This is a genomic window from Trichothermofontia sp. (assembly GCF_053493415.1).
Genome location: NZ_JBRCAD010000189.1, coordinates 14,937 through 38,613, shown reverse-complemented (window position 1 = coordinate 38,613; position 23,677 = coordinate 14,937). Strand labels below are relative to the sequence as shown.

At 52.9% G+C, this 23,677-nt stretch carries 17 protein-coding genes; 7 read left to right on the top strand and 10 right to left on the bottom strand.

The genetic code is table 11. The features are described 5' to 3' along the window. The first annotated feature begins 134 nt into the window (after positions 1 to 134). A complete protein-coding gene (locus ACWIUF_RS16730) occupies positions 135 to 1,481 on the top strand; it encodes a DNA double-strand break repair nuclease NurA (RefSeq protein ID WP_448573662.1) in 1,347 nt (448 codons plus the stop codon). 14 nt (positions 1,482 to 1,495) lie between these two features. Here ACWIUF_RS16730 and dnaN read toward each other — a convergent pair whose 3' ends face one another. After that, positions 1,496 to 2,647 (bottom strand): DNA polymerase III subunit beta, encoded by a 1,152-nt coding sequence (gene dnaN / locus ACWIUF_RS16725; protein ID WP_448573661.1) that lies wholly within the window; start codon positions 2,645 to 2,647, stop codon positions 1,496 to 1,498. Positions 2,648 to 3,267: 620 nt separating this feature from the next. On the opposite strand from dnaN, the gene ACWIUF_RS16720 reads away from it, so the two are divergent. The 3 genes from ACWIUF_RS16720 to ACWIUF_RS16710 all read left to right on the top strand — a co-directional run bounded on the left by ACWIUF_RS16720 (position 3,268) and on the right by ACWIUF_RS16710 (position 6,809). Continuing rightward, entirely contained in the window at positions 3,268 to 4,464 is a 1,197-nt protein-coding gene (locus ACWIUF_RS16720) for an ankyrin repeat domain-containing protein (protein WP_448573660.1), read from the top strand. 308 nt (positions 4,465 to 4,772) lie between these two features. Next, a complete protein-coding gene (locus ACWIUF_RS16715; protein WP_448573659.1) occupies positions 4,773 to 4,961 on the top strand; it encodes a Uma2 family endonuclease in 189 nt (62 codons plus the stop codon). 96 nt (positions 4,962 to 5,057) lie between these two features. Further along, entirely contained in the window at positions 5,058 to 6,809 is a 1,752-nt protein-coding gene (locus tag ACWIUF_RS16710; RefSeq protein WP_448573658.1) for an ABC1 kinase family protein, read from the top strand. Positions 6,810 to 7,108: 299 nt separating this feature from the next. On the opposite strand, the gene ACWIUF_RS16705 is transcribed toward ACWIUF_RS16710, so the two are convergent. From ACWIUF_RS16705 to ACWIUF_RS16690, 4 genes are all read right to left on the bottom strand, one after another. Further along, a complete protein-coding gene (locus ACWIUF_RS16705) occupies positions 7,109 to 7,879 on the bottom strand; it encodes a hypothetical protein (protein WP_448573657.1) in 771 nt (256 codons plus the stop codon). A 228-nt stretch (positions 7,880 to 8,107) separates the two neighbouring features. Further along, a complete protein-coding gene (locus tag ACWIUF_RS16700; RefSeq protein ID WP_448573656.1) occupies positions 8,108 to 9,850 on the bottom strand; it encodes a helicase HerA domain-containing protein in 1,743 nt (580 codons plus the stop codon). A gap of 32 nt (positions 9,851 to 9,882) precedes the next feature. Then, a complete protein-coding gene (locus tag ACWIUF_RS16695) occupies positions 9,883 to 12,435 on the bottom strand; it encodes a CPBP family glutamic-type intramembrane protease (RefSeq protein ID WP_448573655.1) in 2,553 nt (850 codons plus the stop codon). Between the two features lie 234 nt (positions 12,436 to 12,669). Further along, positions 12,670 to 13,686 (bottom strand): aldo/keto reductase, encoded by a 1,017-nt coding sequence (locus ACWIUF_RS16690; RefSeq protein WP_448573654.1) that lies wholly within the window; start codon positions 13,684 to 13,686, stop codon positions 12,670 to 12,672. 245 nt (positions 13,687 to 13,931) lie between these two features. Between ACWIUF_RS16690 and ACWIUF_RS16685 the strand changes: the two genes are divergently transcribed. Both ACWIUF_RS16685 and ACWIUF_RS16680 read left to right on the top strand, forming a co-directional pair. Further along, the gene (locus ACWIUF_RS16685) at positions 13,932 to 14,813 is read left to right on the top strand and encodes a fructosamine kinase family protein (RefSeq protein WP_448573653.1); all 882 of its coding nucleotides are present in this window, start codon (positions 13,932 to 13,934) and stop codon (positions 14,811 to 14,813) included. 403 nt (positions 14,814 to 15,216) lie between these two features. Then, entirely contained in the window at positions 15,217 to 17,112 is a 1,896-nt protein-coding gene (locus ACWIUF_RS16680) for a CHASE domain-containing protein (RefSeq protein WP_448573652.1), read from the top strand. A gap of 5 nt (positions 17,113 to 17,117) precedes the next feature. Here ACWIUF_RS16680 and ACWIUF_RS16675 read toward each other — a convergent pair whose 3' ends face one another. The 4 genes from ACWIUF_RS16675 to ACWIUF_RS16660 all read right to left on the bottom strand — a co-directional run bounded on the left by ACWIUF_RS16675 (position 17,118) and on the right by ACWIUF_RS16660 (position 20,990). Next, a complete protein-coding gene (locus ACWIUF_RS16675; protein WP_448573651.1) occupies positions 17,118 to 17,924 on the bottom strand; it encodes an ABC transporter permease in 807 nt (268 codons plus the stop codon). Next, positions 17,924 to 18,715, bottom strand: a complete 792-nt coding sequence (locus ACWIUF_RS16670) for an ABC transporter ATP-binding protein (protein ID WP_448573650.1) — start codon at positions 18,713 to 18,715, stop codon at positions 17,924 to 17,926. The genes ACWIUF_RS16675 and ACWIUF_RS16670 overlap by 1 nt, the downstream gene beginning before the upstream one ends. A 189-nt stretch (positions 18,716 to 18,904) precedes the next feature. Continuing rightward, on the bottom strand, positions 18,905 to 19,930 hold the full coding sequence (locus tag ACWIUF_RS16665) for an ABC transporter substrate-binding protein (RefSeq protein ID WP_448573649.1): 1,026 nt from the start codon (positions 19,928 to 19,930) through the stop codon (positions 18,905 to 18,907). Positions 19,931 to 20,312: 382 nt separating this feature from the next. Further along, positions 20,313 to 20,990: a response regulator transcription factor gene (locus tag ACWIUF_RS16660; protein WP_448573648.1), complete on the bottom strand. Its 678-nt coding sequence runs from the start codon at positions 20,988 to 20,990 to the stop codon at positions 20,313 to 20,315. Positions 20,991 to 21,557: 567 nt separating this feature from the next. On the opposite strand from ACWIUF_RS16660, the gene acsF reads away from it, so the two are divergent. Then, entirely contained in the window at positions 21,558 to 22,745 is a 1,188-nt protein-coding gene (gene acsF / locus ACWIUF_RS16655; protein ID WP_448573647.1) for a magnesium-protoporphyrin IX monomethyl ester (oxidative) cyclase, read from the top strand. Between the two features lie 394 nt (positions 22,746 to 23,139). On the opposite strand, the gene ACWIUF_RS16650 is transcribed toward acsF, so the two are convergent. Continuing rightward, positions 23,140 to 23,571: a CAAD domain-containing protein gene (locus ACWIUF_RS16650; RefSeq protein WP_448573646.1), complete on the bottom strand. Its 432-nt coding sequence runs from the start codon at positions 23,569 to 23,571 to the stop codon at positions 23,140 to 23,142. Between the last annotated feature and the right edge of the window lie 106 nt (positions 23,572 to 23,677).

Below are 23,677 nucleotides of genomic sequence, written 5' to 3'. Positions count from 1 at the left end.
ACGGCCAAGGCTGGCCGTCACTTTGCTATGCTTACGATTGCGGCGGCAAAAACTTTCCCCAGTCTCTTGACTTTCAACTGACTTTCAACACAATCGCTACAGCGTGCCCCCACATTTGTTATGTTTTCCTGGCCATGCTTGACCTCACCAAACTGGCGCAACAACTCCAGGGCCTCAGCCAACACCTGTCCCAGGAGGCCACCGCTGCCCAGAAACGCCTGGATTTAGCGCTGCGATTCTTGCAACAGGCCCGCGATCGCCAAGCCGAACTGGTGCAAACCCATCAGGAATGGCGCGATCGCCTTGCCTTCACCGCCGCCGTGCCCGTCGAGCCATTGACCACTCAGGTGGCAATTCAGCCCCCGCCCCCTCGCCATACTGTGATCGCCACCGACGGCTCCCAGATTGCCCCCAGCCACCACGAGATTGCCTATTGTTATTTACTGAATATTGGCCGGGTCGTATTGCACTACGGCCAGAACCGCCAACCGTTGCTCGATAGCCTACCGGAGGTGTTTTACCGAGCCGAGGATTTGTACCTGTCCCGCCAGTGGGGCATTCGCACTGAGGAATGGATGGGGCATCGCCGCACCGTCTCGGAAGTGACGGTTTTAGCAGAATTGGCCACTGCACTGACGATGGTTGAGTCGGGGAATGGGGTTGGCGAGCAGGCTATCAAGTCGGGGAATACCGATCGCGTCCTCAACTCTCCTGATCAAGCGAGTAACAACGAGAAAATTCCACCCCGCCTCGCAATGGTCGATGGGTCGCTGATCTACTGGTTTCTGGACCCATTACCGGCAGAAGCCCGCGCCCTGATTTTGCCGCCGATCCTGCGGGCCTGGGAGCAACTCCGTCAGCATCGGGTTCCCCTCATTGGCTACCTGAGTGCTTCCCGGAGTGGCGAAAGTACGAATTTCCTCCGCCTACAAGCCTGTCCCTATCCCAATCCCGACTGTTTTAAGCATTGTTACCGCGAAGCCGAGTCTGCCAATCCCGCGAACCGCGTTCGCGCAGCGTCTCCCCAAGAGCATCGCCAACTTGCCCTGCCCCTGAAGCAACAGCCCCCCTGCCATTGTTTTGATCCCCTGCGGGACACGGCCCTCTGGGCTGCCCGCCTTCAGCCGGGACAACGGGGACCCCTGTGGCGCAGTTCAGCACGGATTTTGGAGCAGTATGGGGCGCAAACGATTTATTTCTGCTATGTCCATGTGGGGACGGAAATTGCCCGCATCGAGTGTCCCGCCTGGGTGGCGGAAGATACCGAGTTATTCAATTCGGCCCTGAGTTTGACGATCGCCCAGGTGCAAAAGGGCTATGGCTATCCCGTCGCCTTGGCCGAGGCCCATAATCAAGCGGTGGTGCGGGGGGGCGATCGTAGCCGGTTCTTTGCCCTGCTGGAGCAAGAAATGATTCGGGCGGGCCTGCGCAACATAGGAACGTCCTACAAGGAAACCCGAAAGCGGGGCAGTATTGCCTAGGACAGCGAGTAATCCTACGATCGAATCTGCACCGGCATCACCAGGTAGGTCATTTTCAAGGCCCCCAGGGGCGTCACGATCGCGGGACTGGTGGCTTGATTGCACTGGAGTTGGATTTCCGTCGAGGGCAACGCCTTCAGCGCATCCTGCAAATACTTCACATTGAACGCAATCTCCAGATCCTCCCCTGACACCTGGGCCGGGATCTTCTCCTCCCCGCTGCCCACATCCGGCGCTTCCACCGACAGCGTGATCTCCTGATTCGTACTGTCGATCGTCACCTTCACCACATTGTTCTTCTGATCCGCCAACACCGCAATCCGCTCCAACGCCCCCACCAACAGCTTCCGCTCCACCGTAATCTGGCGGCTAAACTGCTGAGGAATCAATTGACGATAGTTGGGATACTGACCCTCCAAGGTCCGCGTCGTGAGGTACTGATCCCCCCACTGGAACACCGTCTGGCCCTGATCAAAATACAGCGCGATCGGCCCATCCGCCTTACTAGCGTCAACCATCCGCTCCAGGTCCCGCAGCGCCTTCGCCGGAACCGTCACCGCAAACTCATCCACCGGCGACTTAGCCCCAGCCTCATCCTCCGGATTTTCCGTTTCCACCACCGCCAACCGATGGCCATCTGTGGCCGCAAACTCCAACCCATCCTGCAATACCTTGAGGTGGACCCCCGTCAACACCTGCTTGGTTTCATCCGTACTGGCCGCAAACAGCGACCCCTGAAGTCCCTGCACCAATGCCTCCGCCGGTAGCGGCACCGCCTCCCCCGTCTGCATCAGCGGCAACTCCGGGAAATCCTCCGCCCCCAAGCCCCGCACCTCATAGTGGCCAAAGCGAGAGGATAACCGCGCCGTCGTCGGCTGGTCACTGTCGATTTCCAGCGTAATTTCACTATCAGCAGGCAAGCGCGACACAATATCGCCCAACAACCGGGCGGGGAGCGTAATCTCCCCCGGAGCCTCTACCTGAGCCGCAAAACTCGTTTGAATCCCCAAGCTCAGGTCAAAGGCCGTCAAACTCACCCGTTGGGTCGCCGCATCCGCCGCCAACAGCACATTCGCCAACACCGGATGGGTAGGCCGCGACGGCACCGCTCGACTCACCAGGGACAAATGGGTGCTGAGGTCACTTTGGGAACAAACCAGTTTCATGGGGACTCTGCCTAGTTCAAGACGTTGAGGGCAAGGGAATTGGCGAAAAGGACTGGGGAAAAGGCTGGGGAAGTTGGGGAAAACGCGCAGCGCGGGCGGGCGGAATGTTTCGTCGTCGTTTAGTTGGTATTTGTGCGATCGGGTTACTTCGCTAGAGAGAACTGGACTGAGATCCTAGCATCCCCGTTTCACTCATTCCAACCTTTGTACGGTTGTACGGTTTCAGTTTGTCTTGTGCGCGTTTAAAAGATCGCTGCTGTTTTTTTTAAAAAATTAATCTAGTAGTAGTAGGGCCTGTGGAAACTGTGGATAAAAATTTGAAACCCTTACACTGTCAATATTACAGACGATCTCAGCCTGTGGAAAAACTGTGGAAAACTCAGCGACTTTTCCACAGCGTATTTATACCTAGGTAAGTTTCCCACAACTTTGCCCCGTTTTCCCCAGGGTTTTCCCCAGGGTTTTCCACAGAAAATTGGGGGTTTTCCACAGGCTGATCCCCCCTTTACGTTTCTTGACGAGGAATTGTCACAAGATTTAACTCAAGGCCGGGAGGGAAATCAGTCTGGGGTAAGCTGGATGGGCTAGCCCAATTTTGCTGAGGGGGAGGTATTATCCCCATGCGCGATCGCGACCCGAATCTGGTGGATACAGCAGCCCTATTTGACGCGGTAAAACAGGAGGATGTGAACCGTGTACGGGCTTGTGTGGCAGCGGGGGTGTCGGTCAACGCCATCGATCAGAAGGGCACTACGCCCCTTATGTTTGCGGCTCAGCAGGGAAATTTAGCCGTGGCACAGACCTTGATTGCTGCCGGCGCGGAGGTCAACCAGGTGCGATCGACCTTTGGCCTGACGGCCCTGATGCTGGCTGCTGCGAATTACCAGCCCCAGATGGTGCAGTTGTTGCTGGATAAGGGGGCTGAGGTTAATGTTCAGAGTCAGGATGGGAGTACGGCGGTGATGGTGGCGGCGTTACGGGGGGACGCCGCGTCGGTGCAGCTTCTCGTGGCGGCAGGGGCCAAGGTCAATGGCTGGGATAAACAGGGGGATACGGCCCTGAATCTGGCGATCGCTAAGGGCCATACGGCGGTTGTCTCGTTACTCCTGGCGGCGGGGGCAGACCCGAACCAACTCAGTGCTCAGGGGTTACCCCTTAATCTGGCGGTGGAGATGGGAAATTTGGATTGTGTGCGCCTGCTCTTAGATGCGGGGGCTGATCCCCATGCGGCTGACGAGGAGGGGGAAACGGCGTTGCATCTGGCGGCCCTGGAGGGGCAAACCGCAAGCCTGGAATTGCTCTTGAATCGGGGGGCACCGCTCCATTGCCGTAATTATTTGGGCGATACGCCGTTGCTGTTGGCGGCTGTCCAGGCGCACCGGGCGGTGATGACGTTGTTGTTGAGTCGAGGGGCTAATGCGAACGATCGCAATCTGGATGAGTCGGTGTTGGTGATCGTGGCGATGCAGGGGCACTCGGATTTAGTTAAACTACTGCTTGAGCATGGGGCTGATCCCAATTTGCGCCTCAAGCAGGGAAAAACTTTGCTAATGCAGGTGGCGGATCTGGGGGATGAGGAGATGGTCGCGTTGCTCTTGGCCCACGGGGCTGATCCCAACCTTCAGGATGAGGCGGGGGCAACAGCCTTGATGTGGGGGGCACATCGGGGGCATGTGGCGGTGGTTAAGAAATTGCTAGCTGCCCATGCCAATGTGGCGTTACTCAATCAGATGGGGTATACCGCACTGAAGTTAGCGGAATTTAATGGGTATGAGGAAGTGGTGCAACTCTTAAAGGCGTTTGGCGCAGTTGGGTAGGGCTTTATCGCCCTAGTACAGTAAACATAAAGTTTCGCAACGTTGGTTAACGACTTTAGTCGTTGCCGGCTAAAGCCAGCACTACGAACGTTGCAGAACTTACTGTTCGAGCTACTAGTGGTGATAGTAGTGACGCTAGCGTTACGATATCTCGTAGGTTATCGATCGCTGTCTATGTCTCCCATTACTGCGGTTAGCAAAGCCATTACCAACCTTAATGAAGCCTAGTGTCAATTTAATTTGACGTTAACGGCCAACCTGCTAACGTTTGCACTCTAACCTTTGCCATCAATCCTCGCCCAATACCTATGAATGCCTATACTCTCGACTTCAGTCCAAGTGGTCTGCGGTTAGGGTGGTTGCTGAATCCCCGCGATCGTCAAGCTGACATCTACCGCCCCCAAGAACCGCCAGCAATTCTGATCGCTCCTGATTGCCTCACCGGAGAGCTGGTCCGCCCTGGCTTTATACTCAACCTTGCTTGGCTTTGGTCTTAATATCCCCATTCTAAGCGACCTAAACTTGCTTTAAGGTTAACTCGATATACTACGGATAAGCCGATCATCCGATGGTGTTATTTCAAGGATAAGGGCATGGTAACGCGATCGACCTCGAATTCCTCTCCATCTGGCTTTTCGGAGTCGGGTGCGATATCTAAGACGGTATCTAATGCGACTAACGATCGGGGTTTCCCTACGGTCTTTAATTTCCCGGGTAGTCGTGAGCGGGAAATTATTCAGGTGTTGGCCCGTAATGGTTGGCTCTATATGCAGCAGTTGCTTACGGTCGGTAAGGCGGATCAGGAAACGATCCCACCGCCGGAATTAGTGTGTCAAATTTTGGTGGAATTGGGTCCCGTTTATGTGAAACTGGGTCAACTTTTGAGTACCCGGCCTGATCTATTAAGTCCTGCCTATGTGACGGCACTGAGCCGCCTACAATCGGAGGTGCCGCCAGTTAGTTGGGCACAAATGGAGCGACAAATTCGCCAGTATTTACCCCAATCTCCCACAGATATCTTCACCGAAATTGATCCCCAACCGCTGGCGGCTGGCTCGATCGCCCAAACCCATAAAGCGGTACTTAAGAATGGGCAACAGGTTGTTCTCAAGGTACAGCGACCGGGGATTGATCAGGTGGTTGCGAGTGATATGGCGGTGTTGCAGCAGTTGGCCGATCGCCTGAGTGGGACGGATTTTGGGCGACGCTATGGGGTAGCCAGTTTAGTGGAGGAATTCAATCTGGCCCTGACGAATGAGTTGGACTTTACCCAGGAGGCGATGTATACGGATCAGTTGCGACAGAATCTAGCCAAGGCCAGTTGGTTTGACCCGAAAAAAATTTGTATTCCCGTAATTTTTTCGGAATATTCCAGTAGTCAAGTCTTGGTGATGGAATATTTAGATGGAGTGCCAATTTTACAGGCGGAATTGACCGGCAAAGAGTATGGGGGAAGTGTTAAGAGGGAACGGGATGCGATTACCAGTTTGGTGTTTCGGGCTTTTATTCAACAATATTTAGTCGATGGTTTCTTTCATGCTGATCCCCATCCTGGTAACTTGTTTTATCTCAAAGATGGCCGAGTGGCGGTGTTGGACTGCGGCATGATGGGCAGCATGGACCCGCGTTTGAAGTCGCTGCTGGTAGAATTGATGTTGGCGATCGTGGAGGTAGATTCGGAGCGGTGTACGCAACTCACGACCCAAATTACGTCGCCCCTTGATCCGTCGGTGCCGATTAATTTGAAGCAATTACAGGAAGAGTACGATCGCTTATTGCGACGGTATTATAATTTACGCCTAGAAAATGTCGATATGGGGGAAGCCTTGAATGCGGTTCTCCAGGCAGCGCGACGCAATAATTTAGCCTTTCCGAGTAATATTGGCTTACTATCAAAATCGGTGACCAATTTAGAGGGAACGGGGTTATTGTTTAATCCTGATTTGAATTTATTAGCGGAAATGAAGCCCCTTTTGCCGGATATGATCTGGCAGCAATTACGGGGATCGAATATGGCCTTGCTTCGCAGTGCCTTAGAGTTAAAGGGGTTATCCCTGGAGTCGCCCCGTCAGTTTGGCTTTTTGCTCAGTCGCCTCAGTTCCCAAACGTTGCAAGTAAATATGATGGTTCAGGGTTTAGACGGGTTACGGCGTACGATCGATGATGCGGCGAGCCGTCTATCCTTTAGTTTAATTCTGGGATCATTGATTATGGGAGCGGCGTTCATTTCCAGTGGTCAGCAAACCCCCCAGTTGCAATTGATTACCAATATCTTCTTTGCCGTGGCGAGTATTTTGGGCCTGTGGGTGATCATTAGTACGCTGCGATCGGGCGGAATGCGTTAATGCTAGAAACATTGCTTTTGTAGGGGCAGGTTGCGTCAGAAATCCTAGGTAGAGACGATAACCTGTATGAACCTGCCCTCTTAGACGTCAAATGCATAACCCTAGGGGATGGGCGGGTCTATGAGAATTTATGCATTGACCCCAAAACTGTAGAGACGATAACCTGTATAAATCTGCCCTCTTAGATGTCAAATGCATAACCCTAGAGGATGGGCGGGTCTATTGAAATTTATGCCTTTATCCAAAAATTTTGGTGCGACCCGCCCCTACAGTTGGTCTTGGAGTTAATATGATCTCCTCTAAGGAGAAGTCCCTTTATCAAGATCATCAACCGCATCTGTCAGGAAAATTCGCAAATCTGATCCTGATCCCTCTATCCGAAATTGTGGTATTGTTTCTAGTAAGTTTACTAGACGAGAGCTAGGACAGTATTGCCTTGCAATTGATCGAATGGGAGTTTTGTAGTTGGCCAGGAAATACCGAGATAATTGATCAATGGAAATACCCTGATCTTGACTACCTCTAGCTAAATACCGAATGAGTATGACTAATGCCCGTTCCAAATCGCTTTTTGAGTCAATCTGAGATGGCAAATCTTGGAGGAAGGAAACATCTCTCTGCCGAAGCTTGGGGATAGGTCGAGTGTTTGATTGATCTTTAGAAGCAGGAGGATGGGTATGTGATTGACCAAATTCTGTTCGGATCATTTTTGCAATGTGGTAGTCAACCTTCCAGCGCCGCTTGACTCGATAGGATGATGATTTTTGGGGTGAGATGGGTGAAGGATACGGTACTGTATCTTGCATCAAGGCAATGTAAAAATCAGTGAAATCTGGCTTTTCATAGATAGAAAATAGCCGACTTTCCCGCAGAAATCGCTTAATAGCTCTAGGATTGCATTGCGAACCCAAGCAGTCTTCAAGAGATGCGCCAACTTCTAAGAAGAATTGTTGCTCCACCCTTTCCCAACTGATCCAGGGATTACCTAGATTCTGAATAATTCTGGTTAGTTTTTCAAGAATCTCGTCAGTTGACAAACGTTCAAACGGATCTGAACTGTTGTCGTCCATTGTGGGTTGAAACCTGAAATCAATAGCGAGACTAATTCATAAGTTAAACGCAATGAATTAGCTCTTGAGAACTCATCATAAGCGAGTCAGAACTGGGATGGAAGTGAGTTAAACGTGTGGCTTACCTCACCGAAAAAATACGGAATTGTACTGATCGCGATCGCCTCAAGACCTTATACATCCCATCACACAGCCTGATGTTCGGTTCTCACACCCACAGCCGAACGATTAAAATCCCAAATCAGCCTTCGCGGACTCCGCTGCCTTGAGTACCGCTGTTGTTGGCATCTCCTCCCAAGGCACATCGCCAATCTCCGCATAGAAAGTTTCATCATAGGGACGGGTTTGCACCACCACGGGCATGGGCACGGCATGACCCAGGACAAGAGCTTGCTGTTTGGAGTCCAGTTTTGCCAGGACCGATCGCAGATTTTGTCCCCCCGACACCCCGGTAAAAATCGCCTCGATATCCTTTTCGTCGTTCAAGAGGGCCGTAATCCGCGTCCCCACCTGGGACATGACCTCGGCATCAATGCCCGATGGCCGCTGATCGACCACCAGTAGCGTCACAAAATATTTGCGCATTTCACGGGCGATCGTACCGAAAATCGTTTGGCGGACGGTGGCCGGGTCCAGAAACCGATGGGCCTCTTCGATCGTGATCACCAATTGGCGCGGGCGATCGCTGGGATTTTTGGTTTGTAAAAATCGCTCACTTTTGCGCACATAGGCATGGTGAATGCGACGAGCGATGACGTTCGTTGCCAGCATATAGGAGAGCATATTGGATTGCGATCCAAATTCGATCACCACATGCTTACCTGCTTCCAAACTTTCGAGGATTTGACCAATATAGTTTTGGGTACTGGTATTACGAATATATTTCAAATCATCTAAACGATTGAGTTTTCGTTGCAAAGCCATGATGGAGGACTTACTGCCCATTTTGGTTTCACAAAATTCCTGAATTTCACTATTAGTCATGGCCAATAAGCGCGTAATCCAATTTTTGCCAAACTCGTTGCGTAGGATAATCGCATTTTCTAGACTGGCTTCTGAGAGGTTGAGTTCATCTCGAACCAGCATCAAATCTTCGACCTCAAATTGGTCATAACTGATATATAACTCCTGGGCATCGCGCACGCCACGTCGCTGGGTGGAATCGGGATCAAGGGTGTAGATCTGCACCTGACCGGGGAAGAGTTGCCGTAACCCCTTAACGGTACTGAACTGTTTCCCCTCACTGGCGGCTTCCCAACCGTATTCGGAATGCATATCAAAAATTAGGTTTACGGCTGCCTGTTTGCGGATAATCCCCGATAGCAACAAGCGCGTTAAAAAGGATTTACCGGTTCCGGATTTACCAAAGACCCCATTACTGCGTTCAACAAAGCGATCGAGGTCTAAACACACGGGCACATCCATATCGATCGGTTTCCCAATCGCGAAATTGCGGCGATAGGGATCATCCTCCCAGCCAAAGACAATGCGAAAATCCCGTTCGCTGGCCTCGAAGACCTGACTGAAGTGATTGGGGATGGTTTTAACAGGCATTAACTCGACTTCAACGCTGGTTTGGGCCGCATAGGCGGCAAGGGTAGCCTGCTCTTTTTTCGTCGATCTTTTGGTTTTTTGAGGGGCGATTACAGCTTCAATAGCGGCATCTGTGGCCACCGTATTTGAGAGCATCAGCATAGGGGCCAAATTAATCGTGCCATAGGTGCTGCTCCCGGCGAGGACTTCCCGCAGGAAGTTATTGTTAGGGTCGGGGGGATTGGCTAGAATGCGTTGGCTGGTGGTGCCCAGAGCGACATCGGTCATCAGGCAAAAGAAGCGCGATCGCGTCCCCTGGACGACTAAAAATTTGCCTACCCGCACATCTTCTACGGAAACGTCAGCATGAAGTCGGACTTCTAATCCCTGACTGAGGGAACCTTGAACAACTAAACCGAGTGGCTTTTCTGCTTTCATAAACGCTAGCCTAGCAGGTTTTTGCAATCAGATCAGTCCCCCTCCATCAGGGCACGTGGCCGCGATCTGCGGACGAGCGCGTCTTCCCCTGTACCTCCCATTAACTGCTGCGCTCCCCCTAAGCCCAAAATCCAGACCATCACCACCAGCCAGTGAATGAAGACCGGTGGCCAGAGTGATCCGGTTAAGCCATAGGCAGCGGTACAAACGATACCCAATAGAGTTGTCAGGCTTAAAAAGATCGGATCAAAAAAGGTGGGATAACCTGCTTTATAGGTGGAGTAAGCGGCTAACGGATGATAGGCAACAAACAATCCCAAACTAAGCGCTGCCCACGCTAACCAGGAGAGGAGGGGCACCCCTTCTGTGATATGGGGAATTAAACCAATGCGGAACAGGATTTCCTCCCCCAAGCTGGGTAGAAAAAAGAGACCGATCGCCCGCAGTAACCAGCCCCGCACGGTAAACGGTACGGGCTGCCGCCTGAGGAACCCCGATCGCCACCCCACGGGTAACGCGATCGCGCTATACAGCAACAACCCCACCGCCGCGATCGTCCAGGTTTGTGGCGTGAGGGGACGAATCCAAGCTTGGGTCAGCCGATCGAGAGCCGTACCCAGCCAGGGAAGCTGACCAAAGAGCAGCGTAGGCGCGATCGGCTCAATATTGGGGTCCCAGCCACCGACCTGGTTGGGCCGTAAAAACCACAGGTCTGCCCCTTGCTCCAGGAGTAGGCGACTGATCTCATCCTGTGCCCGCCGTGGCATCATTGATTGCCAACTGAGCAACCCCATCACCAAACGGCTATCACTCACAAACCCATTGCGAGCATTGACCCCCGCCAGGGTCTCAGCATTTTGTCGCCAGTCGGGTCGAACGGTGCCATAGGGAGCCAGCTTTTCAACCAGAGCACGGCCAAGGCGGACCAACTGCTGAAAGTCCTGGGTGGCTGGGGCATCCGGATGGGCCGCCAACCATTGGAGCAGTGTCGGATCACTTTCCACCTGGTGCTGCAAACGGGCCAGGGCAATAAACAGGGCTTGGCTGGAGTCCTGCACACAGGAGGTTGCTGGGGTCACGGCTGCCACGCCGGTGCCATCCCCCGTGCGATAGCGGGCCATCATCACCTGGGCCTGGATCAACAGTTCCCGCAACAGTGATAGGGAGGTGTCGTTAATGACAATGGGGTGATTCATGGCTGCCAGCTTGACCACAATATCGGCCACCGGACGGCTACCCAACCAACCCCGCTGGAGGTTGCCCATGTAGTTCTCCCAGGTGTGGGTTGCGGCAATGATGCCGTTGGGGTTATGGGCATAGACCTGCTGGTAAGTGATCGCGAACTGAAGTTCCTGGGTAAACGGATCACGGATGACCTCAGCCAGACCAAAGGAAAAATGCCCCGTGACCGTTGCCCCTGGTGTTGGTTCACCCTGGAGACCGCCAATACCGCCAAAGCTATGGATGACGAGGGCCTTGTCCCCTTCCTGCCAACGGGCGATCGCCGCCGCTGGTGGCTCTGCCTGGGAACTGATCAACACCGACTGGGCTGTGCCCTTGCGCTGGGGGGTATCCTGCCAATTGCCCCGCCGGATGTATTGCAACCCGGCCCGTTGTCCGACTAAGACCTGATCGGGGTGCAGGCGAAACAACGATCGCGGTCGCAATGCCTCAACCGTAAAAAGACCCTGGGCATCGCGGGCACCATAGATATACCACCCGGCTTCCCCTAGGGGTGATTCTGCCAATTGGTTGGGGGTAGACAGGAAACGATCGCTGCGATCGCGCGGTTGCTGGGGAATACGCACATAGCCTTCGGGGCCGTCAAAATCTTGCGAGGCTGGGTTGTAGTGGCGGACACGGAAAATTTCACTCCCACAGGTGGGCAGAGTGGGGCAATCGTTGGGCGGGGGATGATTGGGCTGCTCGACGGGGTCAAGGATCTTCACCAGCGCATAAAAGCGCCCTGTCACCAGGGTTGGCTCCCGTTCTGTTTCCAGGATGACTTCCCCGACAGCACCACTCCGTCGCACGGTTAGATTGGCGAGACTAACGATCACGTCATCATTGGGACGGGCACCCGCCAGGGATTGGAGGGGACCCACCTGACGGCGACCATTCAGGCGCGCTGGCACCACGTTACCTAAACGGGCACTGCGATCGGCGGCGGCGGTCAATTGCACATCCGTCGTGACGGCCTGTCGGTAGACCTGGGGACCGGGACGTGCCACCCATTGCAAGCGCACGGTTTTGCCCTGAAGATCCTGGGCTGATTCCGGAACCTGGTACAGTTCCACCCAAACCCAATCGTTCACCTGATTGGGATGGCGCTGTTCTGGGCTGGGCAAGATTAACCGGCCCACCCATTCGCCCGTCGGTCGGTAGTAGGGAGGACCCAGATCCTGGGCCAGTGGGAAAAAGTTGGGGCGGTTGAAGGGAGCCGCCAAACTCAGGGCATAACTAGAGGGACGCGGTGGCAGAGTTGGTCGAGGGACAAGGTGCCAAAGAACGATCGCCAAGAGGCCGCCGAGAATGGCTAATCCAATGAAGTGTAGTATCCGATGACGTTGAAGAAGCTGGAACACGCCGACTGTCTACCCCACTCATGTTTGCTCCAGCCTAACAATAAGGGGTGGGACGGTGGCTGTCGAGGGTCAGTCGATCGTAGATTGAACGTGGGATCGCTGTCTCGGCGTTCTCAGGGGCAGACAAGAGCCGTCGATGACCAATTCGGGGATTGCCGTCTCGGCGTTCTCAGGGGCAGGCAGGATGCCTACCCCACAGTTGTCTTGCGATCGACGACGACGGGAGTGGGCTACCTAGCGATACTCATCCCCACAGTCACCAATCAGGCGATAGAGATCCTGAGATTTCTCCAAGACCGCTGCAATGCGATCGTAATCCTCCGTATCCAAACTGAAATTAAACACTTGGGCATTTTCCGTCAAATGCTCGGATACGCCTAGTCGTACCCCGACAATGACCCCCGCCACCGCTGGTTGTTCCAACACATACCGCACGGCCACATTGGGAATTGTTACCCCATGTTTCTGGGCAATTTTCTGTAAGACCACCAGTAACTTTTGGAACAGTTCCCAATTGCCCCAGGCATCGATCATGTTCTTGTACTTGCGCAGGGATGCCGTATTCAATTTGGCCCGATTGGGTTCCGCTGCGCCCACATATTTCTCCGACAGTAACCCCCCGCAGAGGGTGCCATAGGCTAATAACTTCACATCGTATTGTTGGCAGAGGCTAGCCATTTTTTGCAGGGGACGCCGATCGATTAGCGAGAACTGTACTTGATTGGAGACGATCGGAAAGCCTTGATCCAAAATGGTCTTGGTGTGTACTGTATCAAAATTGGTTAGGGCAATCTGTTTAATCCAGCCCTCTGTCTTCAGATCGGTGAGGATACGCAACGCTTCCAGATAATTACGATCGCTATAATCCCACCAGTGAAATTGCAGCAAATCCAGCGCCTCCACTGCCATCCGTTGCCGCGATCGTTGGATATTTTCCTCCACAACCCGCCGTGTCATGGGCATAGGCCGGGGTACCCATTTGGTAAATGCTTGTACCTGCTCCAGTGCCCCCTCCCCCCGTTCGGCCCGCAGGCGCCGCCGAAACTCGCCAATAAAATCCTCCGCTGGACCATAGTGATCCGCCAGATCCCAGGTTGTAAAGCCAGCTTCAACGTAGGGAAACATCGCCGCGATCGCGGGTTGCGCCGCGATCGGACCGTGGGCACCGGAGACTTGCCACATGCCATTTAGGACTCGACAAATGGTGAGATCGTCCGTTAAGGGAAAGTGGCTGGATTCTGGCAGAGACATGGCATCTGAATGTCTGAGGGTTTGGGTGTCTTAGTGGGTGGGTGAGGGAGTAAATGTTTTATCTACAGGTTGCCTAGCTGTGGTCTCAGTCGGTGGTGACCTTGCCCTAGATAATAACCGGAAAATCCCGATAAAATTTAGCAGCCCGCTGGGAGGGAGCATGGGTCTATCTGTCCACTATCGGGCAACTGCCATGCCCGATTGCCCATCTTGCAAGGACAACTGAACCATAAGGACAACTGACCATGTGGACTGCGATCGCTCAACACATTACCCAGGTAACTGGAACGCCTTTGCCCCAGCCGCAAGCGCGATCGCTGGGGGGAGGCTGCATTAATCAAGCGTATTTACTCAGCCAGGGAGAAGCACGATACTTTGTCAAGCTCAACCACGCCGCCAAGATCGATATGTTTGATGCCGAGCAATTGGGACTAGCGCAACTGTTGCAGACCCAAACGATTCGGGTGCCACGACCGATCGCCTGTGGGGTGACGGGGGCGCAGGCTTACTTGGTGCTGGAATACCTGGACCTGGGTGGAGCGGGGACCCCGGCAAGTTGGCGAACGATGGGCCAACAGTTGGCGGCCCTGCACCAATGGCGATCGTCCCCAGGGGAAGCCTACTTTGGCTGGGACCGGGATAATACCATCGGTGACACGCCCCAACCTAACCCCTGGACACCGAATTGGACGACTTTTTTCCGAGACCATCGCTTGGCCTTTCAGTTTCAGTTAGCGTCGCGTCGGGGGGGGCACTTCCCGCGTCAGGCGGAACTATTAGAGGCGGTTCCCCAACTGCTGGCGGATCATCACCCCCAACCCTCCCTTGTCCACGGTGATCTCTGGTCGGGTAATGCGGCGATTACGACTGAGGGTGAACCCGTGATCTTTGACCCGGCAACCTATTGGGGCGATCGCGAAGTCGATTTGGCCATGACTGAGCTATTCGGACGTTTTCCAGCCCCATTTTACGAGGGTTACAACGAAGTCTTGCCGATTGCCCCCGGTTATGATCGTCGGCAAGTCCTTTACAATCTGTATCATCTTCTCAATCACTTCAATCTTTTTGGCGGGGGCTATGGCTCCCAGGCTAACCGCATGATTGATCAGCTTCTCAACCGCCGTTAGGGGAAGAACGGGGCACCCGGATTATTTTTTTGCCAAATTGTTTAAAATGAGTAAACAGACTACCGGTTAAAAAATAAGTTTCTGTTATTATTTGAAATATCTGAGGGTTGCACAGCTTGCCCATCAGGGGCCTCTTACCTAAAAAAGCCCCAATCCGCATTGCGAATCAGGGCGTTAAAATCAGGGTGCATCTACCACTCCACTCTTCTGATTGCGCCACTTCTATCCGGAAATCCCCAGCAAAAATATTTTCAACAGGCGGCAACCGTAATGGTTGCGACAAAGTCGATCGCGATTCCAGGGCAGTATGGTGGCAGTGAAACCGGGATGGCCTGCGATCGCGGCTGAAAGCAGGTAGTCGCCTTGCCCCTTTCGCCGGTGGAGACGCTACGCGCACAGGAGAATGCCGAAGGTTTATCCGTCTTACCGCCTGATGATTGGCTTGACACTCGGGGTGGGGGTGGGCGTATCGGCCTGGCTGGCGGTTGTGGTGAATCAATGGGAACTGGCGCGGCGGCAACAGCGTTTTCAGCGCCAGATTGAAAACCTGACCACGGCCCTGCAACGCAGCCTCAACCGCTATACGGATGTGCTGGCATTTTTAGGCGATTACTATGCGGTGCAGTCCCCCGCCATCGATCGTGCGACTTTTGCGGCCTTTGTGCAGCGATCGCTCCAGAATCATCCTGGTATTCAAGCGCTGGAATGGGCACCCCTAGTGACCGATCAGGAACGTTCTGCCTACGAACATCGCCTCAAGGCGGAAGGGTATCTGGGTTTTCAAATCACGGAACTGGGCCGCGATCAACGGTTACGGCAGGCGGGGGGGCGACCTGAGTATGTCCCGGTCACCTATGTGGAACCTTGGGTGGGGAACGAGTCAGCCCTAGGCTATGACTTGGCTTCGGACCCGATCCGGGCCGCGGCGATCGCCCAGGCGCGGGAGACGGGCACCCTTCAGGCCACCGGGCGGATTCGCTTAGTCCAGGAAAAACGTAACCAGTTTGGTTTTCTCGTTTTTCAACCGCTGTATCAACCGATTGTCGCGCCCTCGAAAAACACGCGATCGCAAAATAGTTGTGGGGTCGGCATCCTGCCGGCCACCCAGATAGCCGAGACGGCTAGCCCACGTTCAATGTGTGATCCACTGATTGCACTAACCCTAAGACCGGGTGATCAACCAGGGCCGAGTTTACGTCGTGTCTCCGCAGGAGAGTCGCAGTTTACGGGCGTTTTAGTCGGTGTCTTTCGGATTTCCGATGTGGTGGAAGAGTCCTTGCAAGGGTTGCAATACGAGATTGACTTTAGCCTTTACGATCGCAGCGCTCAGGGGCGTTCTCAATTTTTGGGACGATACGAGGCCAAGCAGAAGCAAGTGACCACCGGGGAAGCCCCTTTCGCCTTGAACCCAAGGCAATTATCCCTATGTCCCCAGCCCGCCACCTGTACCCAGGTACTCGTGGTGGGGCAGCGACAGTGGACGATCGAGTTTACGCCTTCCGCTAATTATGTGGTTGATACCCACTATGGCGCGATCGCAATTTTGATCGTTGGGCTACTTTTCACCTTGGGATTAGTGCTATTTTTACACCAATTAAATCGGGAATTAGAGCAAAGTCAAAGCTTAAGCCAACTCCGCAACCGCTTCTTTTCGATGGCTTCCCATGAGTTACGCACACCCCTCAGTACAATCCTGGTTTCGAGTGAATCGCTTCAGCTTAACTATGCGGCTCTCAGTGATGACCAAAAGCAAGCCAGTATCCAACGGATCTATGGCACTGCCAAACGGATGCACCAACAGATTGCCGATCTTTTACTGTTGACCAGAGCCGAGGTTGGTAAATTAGACTTTCACCCTGAACTCCTGGAGGTGGAACCGTTTTTGCAAGCCATCCTGGAAGAACTACAACTCGGTATTACCCAAACCATTACAGTTGATGGAATAGCCGGCGTTACCAGAGCCTTTCTGGATAAAAAACTCCTACGATCGCTGGTGACTAATCTCCTTAGCAACGCGGCTAAATATTCTCCCCCCCAGTCTGAAATTAAAGTCTCCTTGACGAGCGATACCCAGGGGTTGACCCTTCAAATCGAGGATCAGGGTATCGGGATTCCTAAGACGGAGCATATCCATTTGGGTAATGCTTTCTTCCGGGCCAGTAATGTGGGCACGATCACGGGATCGGGATTGGGTTTAGCGGTGGTCAAAGCCAGTGTGGAATTACACCAAGGGGCGTGGACGATCGCCAGCCAGGAAGGGAAAGGCACGACTATCACGATACGCCTACCGTTGGAATAGGCGAATTATTTGCCACTCCAATGAACCAGCCGTTTTTCCAAAACCAGAAAGAGCATATTGAGGAAATAACCCAAAAATCCAGTGACCAGAATAGAGGCATACATATCCTGGACATTCAGAATCTGTTGTGCATCAATAATGCGTTTACCCAAGCCTTGCTCAGTGCCAATAAACATCTCTGCAACAATCACAATCACTAGCGCAATACTAATCCCACTCCGGAGGCCAATAAACGTTTGTGGGAGACTCTCTAAGAGCAAAACATCCTTAAAAATACGCCAGTGATTGGCCCCCATCACCTTCGCAGCTAGGATACGGGACTGCTTAGCATTCATTACCCCATAGGCACTGTTAAATATAATCAATAACAGGGCACTAAAGGCGGCAATCACCACTTTTGAGAAATCGCTAATCCCAAAAAAGAGAATAAACATGGGAATTAGGGCACTGGCCGGTGTAGAGCGGAAAAAGTCGATCAAAAACTCAACGCTGCGATAGAGCTTTTCCGAGCTACCCAACGCAACCCCCACGGGAACACCAATAACGGCTGCCAGTAAAAAGGCGCTAAACGTGCGTAACACCGTTGCCCAAAAGTCGGGGAGCATGGTGCCGCTAAACATACCGCGCACTAGGGTACCCAGGGTGGCGATCGGGGTGGGCAAAAGGACCGGGTTTACCCAACCCGAAACGGCAATTAACCACCATACGCCAAACAAGACCAATACGCCCACCAGGGGTAAGCCGCGATCGAGCCAATCGCTTAGAAATTGCCAGCCGGAACGGGAGCGATCGGAACGTACAATTGTAGCCATTATTTCCGCATCTCCTGACGAAAAATATCTAAACAGTGACGGCTCACCTCAATGAATTTGGGCGAGGTCAGGGTATCGGGGGTACGGGGACGGGGAAGCGTAAAGGGAACGGCCTCAACCAAATGGGTGGGCCGTTTACTGAGGAGCAAAATCGTATCTGCTAAAAAAACCGCTTCTTCAAGGTTATGCACCACCATCAGCATGGGAATACCCGTTGCCATGAAAATTTCCTGAAGCTTATCGCGCACAAAGAGGGTTGTCTCGAAATCTAGGGCTGAAAAGGGTTCATCCAAAAAGAGGACCTCCGGATTAGCCACTAGGGCACGTAAAATAGAGACTAATTGTTGCTGTCCCCCGGAAAAACTATAGGGATAACGCCGCAGATCCAGGCGAATATTGAAGGTTTCAATCAGTTGGTTAATGCGATCGCGACAATCCCGATCAGATACCCCCTTGATTCGCAGGGGATAGGCAATATTATCGTAGGCACTCAGCCACGGAAACATGGAATCTCGATAATTTTGGAAAACATACCCAATGCGGGCACGGCGGATCGGCTTACCATGAATCTGAATATCCCCACTATCGCAGGGAATCAGGCCACTGATCATATTGATGAGGGTAGACTTACCACAACCATTCGGCCCAAAAATTGAAACCAACTGATTATTGGGTAGATCCAGATTAAAGTTCTGGTAAAGCGGTGCCCCTGCAAAGGATTTACAGAGATTCTTGACCGAAATAAACGACGCTGGCGGCGCGATCGTGGATAGTGTCGTCGGACTATTCATCACTAGAACCTGGTGATTTTGCGCTGACTCACCCGTGCTCCTTTTGAGGAAGGGTTGGGGAGGATGGAAAGGCTACTGCTTTGACAACTATAGACGCTACTACAAACTTAGAGACGCTTGTCGAATCGTCAGAGCGCTATCGCTGATAGTTGCGGTTTTAATCGCGATCGTCCTTTTGAAAAGAGCTTCTTAAGTAGGCCGATAGAGAAGTTCAGAAACATCCACGGATTTGGCAAAAACCTCTTTAGCCGTCATGAAGTCAAAAAATTTCTGAAAATAGGCCACATCTTCTGGCTTAAATTCGTCGTACAAGGTATATCCCACTAGGGGAACCTTATTGACCAATTCACCTTCGATCGCGGTGTAACCGACCAAATATTGACGCACCTCATCCGGCTGATTACGGATATCCGCGATCGCCCGCCGATAGGCTTGGGTATAGAGTGCGGTTGTGGCTGGATACTGGGTCAAAAACTGACTGCTCATGGCGGCGGCTCCCCCAAACCAGGGGGCACGGGGGTCACCCAAAATATATTTCGAGACAACCCCATTCTCTAAAACGCGGGTAATTCCCTTCAGGTCGCCGACGGTTCCCGTTGGCTCTAGGGTATAGGCGGCATCAATCTGTCCAGATTCGATCGCAGCCACATGTTGCCGAATTTCCAATGGTTGGACTTGGGGATCGCTGACCCCTGCGGCTTCAAGAATGGCCTCGGCGATCGCCAGATTTTGCGCCCCTGGTCCGGTTGCAAACGTCTTGCCTTTAAGATCGCTGATGCTTTGAATGGGGCTATCCTTCGCCACAATCACCTGATCAAGCACATACTCAACGTTGCTAGGGTTCGCAGCCAGGATCTTAAAGAGGCCCGGTGAGGTAATTTCTGCCAGGCCCAAGACCCCACTGGCGACGCCATTGCCGGTGCCTTGAATCCGTCCGGCGATCAGGGCTTCTGCTGCCTGGTTCGGGGAAGCAAACTTTACCACTTCAACATCTAGGCCGACTTCCTGAAAATAGCCCTTCTTATCAGCGACAAAGAGGGGTAAACCAGAGGCTACGGGCCAAAACCCGATCGCGATTTTACCGGGATTCTCACTACTGGTCGCGCTAGGAGAGCTGGTTGTAATTTGCGTTTGGGATTGGGAACAACCATGAGCCGCGATCGCCAGCGCAGCCCCAGCACCCAACCGGAGAAAATGCCGTCTCTGAATTTTCATCACTTTAACCTTTACAACGAGGTAGAATTAGGATTAAAATTGCATCAAATGCTACAGATTTTGTTTGCAATTACGATTAACCGTTAATCGCTAGGTAAACCAGATAGGTGAAACGGTGAAACAGATAAGTGAACCAGAGTGTCCATAAAGGGTATGCCCTAGCCTAGAAGAGCCAGGGAGAAATTTCCGGGGAAACTTTGTGGAGAAATCGGGGAAAATATCCAGGTTCTCTGAACATTTGTCTGGGTGGCAGACAGGCTACCTACCCCACAAGAGCTAGTCAATCTAAAATCCCAAAATCTAAAATCTCATCTAGCAGGCAGGCTGCCTACCCCACAACGGTCTTTTTGATCGATGGATACCCTTGACCCGTTTAATCTCATTAATCTAACGGCTTCATCCGATAGCCAATACCATGCACCGTCTCAATCAAATCCTTAGGGGCACCCGCCGCTTTCAGTTTGGCCCGTAAATTTTTAATGTAGGTTTTGATCGTGTCTTCTTCCGGCGAATCTTGCCACGTCCAAACCTGTTCAATAATGGCGCTGCGACTCAAGACCAACTTGCCATAGCGTAGAAGGGCTTCAAGCAAGGCAAATTCCTTTGCCGTGAGGCGAATGGGCGATCGCCCGTAAGCAACCTCATAGCTACTCGGATTGAGCGACAGATCCCCCCAACGCAGGATCGAGGCACTGCTGCCTTGACCCCGCCGCAGCAGGGCGCGAATTTGCGCCAAAAGCTCCTGCAAGTTAAACGGTTTCACCATGTAGGCATCGGCTCCGGCATCTAACCCCATCACCTTATCAACGCTGGTATCACGGGCTGTCAACATCAGGATTGGGACAACATACCCACGATCGCGCAACTGCTGGCAAAGCCGCATCCCATCTACCTTGGGCAACGTCACATCCATAAGGACTAGGTCATAGACAAACTGTTGCAGCTTTTCCCAAGCTAACTCCCCATCGTGTGCCCAGTCCACGACGTACTGTTGCATCATGAGCGCTTCGGTCAACGATTCTGCCAGTTGGCGATCGTCTTCGACTAACAGAATCCTCATCCCTGGATCAGGTGCCTTAGTCCCGGCTAATAGTAGGGTTAGGTCAATGCTGTTGGGATCAGCTTACCACCTCTCCTGGCAGTCCTCAGGGCAGGTCCTGCGCTCCCGGTGAGCGATCGCCTGAACCTGACGCCAGTCCCCTTCACCGTTAGGGGGATTGTGGGGTAGGCGTCCCGCCTGCCCGCCGCCGCGATCGCCGCCTTGTTCTAACTGCTGAGAATTTGAAGACAGGTTAAGAAACTACAGGGAAAATGTTACCCCTCGGCCCAAGCAAGTGTGACGCCGTGCCTGCTTGCCTACCAAAACAGGTCAGCAGAGGCAACTATTGATGAGGTTAGCGATCGCGCGTAACTCAGCCCAACTCCTTACCATGCTTGCAGTTCTATACCTCACCTCAATCCAGCCGACCAACGAATCCTTATCCCAAGCAACTCCATTCCGTACCCACACCTATGAAATATTTACATTATGTTGCAACTCTTAATGTGTTAGCTCTCAATTGCGGGATACGCCTTGGTAGACTGGGAAAGATGCGCAGTGTTCTTTACCTTTGGGCAAAGGAAACAGATGGTAGATTCTCTCAAGAAAACCGGTTTAACAGAAACAGCTTCGGCTCAAGAATCCTTCCAAGAACTCCGGCCTGGGATTAAGGTCCCTGCCAAGGAGACGATCCTGACGCCCCGCTTCTACACTACCGACTTTGAAGCGATGGCCGAAATGGATATTTCCGTCAACGAACCGGAACTGCGGGCCATTCTCGAAGAATTCCGTGCCGACTATAACCGGCACCACTTTGTCCGGGATGAAGAGTTTAATCAATCCTGGGATCACCTGGATGGCGATACTCGGCGGCTATTTATCGAATTTCTGGAGCGCTCCTGTACCGCTGAATTCTCCGGCTTCCTGCTCTACAAGGAACTCAGCCGCAAGCTCAAGGATAAAAACCCGGTTCTGGCCGAGTGTTTTAGCCTGATGTCCCGTGATGAGGCTCGTCATGCGGGCTTCCTCAACAAGGCGATGTCGGATTTCAACCTGTCGCTGGACTTAGGCTTCCTCACCCAAAACCACAAGTACACGTTCTTTGAACCCGAATTTATCTTCTACGCCACCTACCTGTCGGAGAAAATCGGCTACTGGCGCTATATCACCATCTATCGCCACCTGGAAGCCCACCCCGAAGATCGCATCTATCCCATCTTCCGCTTCTTTGAGAACTGGTGCCAAGACGAAAACCGCCACGGCGACTTCTTCGATGCGATCATGCGGGCACAGCCCCAAATGCTGAACCAGCAACGCACCCTCTGGCAAAAGCTAAAGGCAATTCCCAAGAGCCTGTCACCGAAGGCTTGGAGCCGCTACTTCATGGTGATTCTGGTGCCGCCGAAGCTCTGGTGTCGGTTCTTCCTGCTGTCGGTGTTTGCCACCATGTACCTCAATGATGTGCAACGGGCTGACTTCTACCGGGCGATCGGTCTCGATGCCCGCGAGTACGACAAGTACGTGATCGAGAAGACCAACGAAACCTCAGCACGGGTATTCCCAATTATCCTGGATGTGGATCATCCCGAATTCTACGATCGCTTGGAAACATGCTGTGCAAACAACGCCAAACTGGGTGAAATTGCCAACTCTGACGCTCCGGCCCCCGTCAAGGCGATACAGAAGCTACCGCTCTACCTGTCGAACCTAAACCAACTCCTGCGGCTTTTCCTGATCAAGCCCATCGAATCCCCCGCGATCGGCAGCGTCCAATAGTCGCCCGCTCAAGGCTCCCATCTCTTGTGGGGTAGGCATCCTGCCTGCCCCTAATCATTTGCTTGTAACCTGCTCGTAGTAACGACTTTAGTCGTCACTACAACCGCATGCTAGTGTCAGCTAAGCGCGATCGCGGGGAGTTGCGTCCTAGAAACTTGAAAAGGCAGCACAGAAACCTTCACCCTGTGCTGCCTGCATTTTTTGATTGTCTTTGGTTTTGTGACTACTCTCGCTTCGGTCAGAGTTGCGCCCCTGAGATGCCGAAAGGGTCTTACCCCCATCAACATACCAAATTTCCATACCAAGCCATAAACCAACCTTCTCCCCTCACGGGGAGCAGCGGCTAGGGCAGTTAAAGTGTGGGAACGGCCAGCTGCTTGCAAATACCTAAGGGCTACTTCCCAACCCCTAGGACCTGGTTCTTGAGGCTATTGATCTCGCGCAGTAGCTCTTCCCGGTTGCTGGCCCGGAGCAAATAGCGCCAGGTAAACCAGGCCGCATAGCCAATCCCAATTAGCTCAAACGTCGGGGCGAGTAGGGGCACGTCATTGAGCGCATCCAGCACGGCCAGCGTGACCTTCACAGTGATAATCGCTGTCAGGATCAGGGCGATCGTGACGATCGGTCGCCGATACTCCCCAAAGAATTCACCCACGTACTCAGGCAGCTCCGATAGGATCGCTTTTACCTGATCCCGAATTTGCTGCCACTGGTCTTTGCTTCCAGCAGCGGATAGTTTAGCCAATGTTCCTGGCTCCTCAACACTCACGTCTACTTGCTTTTTTTCGGTGTCAGTGCCGACACCTTCGGTCATCTCAGGATTCATAGCTCACTTCCGAATGACGACTCAGATAGGGACGACTGGTGTCACCACCAGTCCAACTACGTCATGAAACACCAGCATAACGCGTCTCATGCTTCAAGATATACCC